The 2,410-nt window shown below is 78.0% G+C and carries 1 protein-coding gene and 1 pseudogene; both read left to right on the top strand.

Translation table 11 applies throughout. The annotated features are described in order from the left end of the window. Positions 1-274: 274 nt before the first annotated feature. A complete protein-coding gene (locus tag ABZW03_RS39895; protein WP_355269648.1) occupies positions 275-1,276 on the top strand; it encodes an SMI1/KNR4 family protein in 1,002 nt (333 codons plus the stop codon). Positions 1,277-1,352: 76 nt separating this feature from the next. Then, positions 1,353-2,410: pseudogene (locus ABZW03_RS39890) on the top strand (hypothetical protein); the annotation flags it as partial.

Below are 2,410 nucleotides of genomic sequence, written 5' to 3'. Positions count from 1 at the left end.
AGGTGCCCCCACCGCAGTGGCTCCGCCCCCAGCCTCCGGCCGGGAGGTGCCCCCACCTCCGCCTTGCGATGCACGCACCCCAACGCCGCTCGCTGGTCCAACGCGAATCGTCAGACACGCCCTGGGCGGGCGGTCGTGACCCCGGGGGGCGATCGCGGCGCGGGGTCCGGGTGCGAACCCCGGGCCCTCCGGGCGGACGACGGGGGGTTGAAGGCAGGCCCTAGGCTGGTGCCCAGCAAGCACCGTATTTGCAGCAGCCAGTGGGGGCTCCCAGATGACGACAGGTCGGCCCGGCGTCGCCGCCGCACCGAACGCGGCGTACGCAGGTCAGGTGGTGCAGTTCCCGGACCCGGTCCGCGCGGAGCGGCACCCCGCCGGGGTCAGGGTGGACGAGTACGGCTTCCCGGACTTCGGCCCGTACGCCGCCGCGGCGGCCGAGGTCGCCGACCCGCCGGAGGGCTTCGGGGTGGACGAGCTGCGGCTGACCGACTACGTCTCGGCCAACGCCGCGCTCTACACCCAGGGCCACCCGCTCTGGGCCGACCTCCCGACCGCCGTCGCCACCCCGCCCGGCTGGACCTGGCACCACGCGGTCGGCCGGGCCGCCCCCGGTTGGCGGCGGATGGAGCTCGTCCCGGTCGAGGTCAAGGCGCTGCTGCGGCACCACGGCGGCCTGGCCACCTCGGCCGCCGACCACAACCGCCGCGGCACCCGCCCGCTGCAGGACCGCCGGCCGGTGCACTTCGCGCTGGCCATGGACGGCGGCGACCCGATCGGCGTCCCCGAGGACCTGGTGCAGCGCGCCGAGCAGCGCCTCGGCTACCGGCTGCCCGACGCCTACCGCACCTTCCTCAAGCTGGGCGGCGGCCGCGCCCCGGTCGGCGTGGCGCTGGACACCGAGCTCGGACTGCTGCTCGACCAGCCGTTCCTGACGCTCACCGAGGAGTACGGCACCGAGGACCTGGTGTACGCCAACAAGTGCCTGCGCGACCACCTCACCAAGGACTACCTGGGCATCGCCTACGCGCAGGGCGGCCTGGTCGCGCTCAAGGTGCGCGGCGAGCGGGCCGGCTCGGTCTGGTTCCACCTGTACGACGACGCCCGCGACAGCGGCGCCCCGGAGGCCCCGGAGGACCGCTGCGCCCGGCTGCTGCTGCCCTGCGGCGAGGACTTCGACGCCTTCCTGCTGCGGCTGGCGGGCAGCCCGCCGGAGCTGGAGACGGTCGCGGCGCTGATGGTGGACGGCGGGTTCGCCCGGGCCGTCCCGGTGGGCTGAGGCGCGTGGTCTCGGTGGTCGCGGTGGAGTCGGTGGAACGGGGGACGAAGAGGATGCGGACAGGGGTGAACCGGGCGTGGTGACGTACGCGCAGGCGCAGGAGCTCGCCGACGAGTGGATCAACGGCGGGGTGCCGCGCTCGCAGCAGCGCGAGGTGCGGGTCCGGGAGTTCGACCTGGGCTTCGTCTGCTGGGCGGTGACGCCCGCGGGCCCGGCCGACGGCTCGGGCGGTGCGGGTGCCGCGGGCGGCGGCTCGGGGGAGGCGCGGCTGGTGATCGCCCGGGACTCGGGCGCCAGCACGCTGTGGCCCGCGCTGCCGGTCAACGAGGTGGTCCGGCAGTACGAGGAGGTCTACGGGCGGCCGGTGGCGGCCAACCCGGCCGGGGCGGCGAAGCCCGCGCCCGGGCCGGTGGAGGCGACCTCCTTCCTGCTCAGCCCGCCGCAGTGGCTCCAGGAGGCGGGGGCCGCGGCGATCGCGGCGGAGGCGGAGCGGCTCGGGACGGCTCCGGCCGGCCCGCAGGGTGCTGCGGCCGAGGCTCCGGCTCCGGCCGCTGCTACTGCCGCTGCCGCGCCCGTCGAGGAGCCGCCCGCTCCGGCACCGCGGCCCGCGCCGGCCGTGCTGACCGAGCCGCCCGTCTCCGACCGGCCCGCCGGAGACGCGCCGACCATGCTCGCGCCGCCGCCGGGGCCCGAGGAGCCGCCCGTCGCTCCGCAGGCGGCTCCGGCCGCTGCACCGGCTGCGGCCCCGGAGCCGCAGCCCTCGCAGCCGTCGGCCGAGGACGGGGCCGCGACCGTTCTGATGCCCGAGGGGCTGCGGATCACCGGCTCGGACCTGCCGGAGCCCGCCGCGCCGGCGGGTGCCGAGGCCGCGACGATGCTGATGCCGCCGACGGGTGGCGGCTACGGCGTGCCCCCGGTCCCGCCGACCGCCGCCCCGCAGGCTCCTGTGCCCGCCCCGGCTGCCGCGCCCGCCCCGGCCGCCCCGCCCGCCCCGCCGGTGCCCGCCCCGGCCGCCGAGCCGGCGCCCACCCTGCTCGCCCCGCCGGACGCCGTGCCCGGGCTGATGGGCCTGCCGGGCGCCCCGGCCCAGGCGACGAACAGCAGGTCGGGCTTGGCGGTCTTGGCCTGGGTGGC

Source organism: Kitasatospora sp. NPDC004799 (genome assembly GCF_040609095.1).
Taxonomy (GTDB): Bacteria; Actinomycetota; Actinomycetes; order Streptomycetales; family Streptomycetaceae; genus Kitasatospora.
This window is presented reverse-complemented; position numbering and strand designations above follow the sequence as displayed.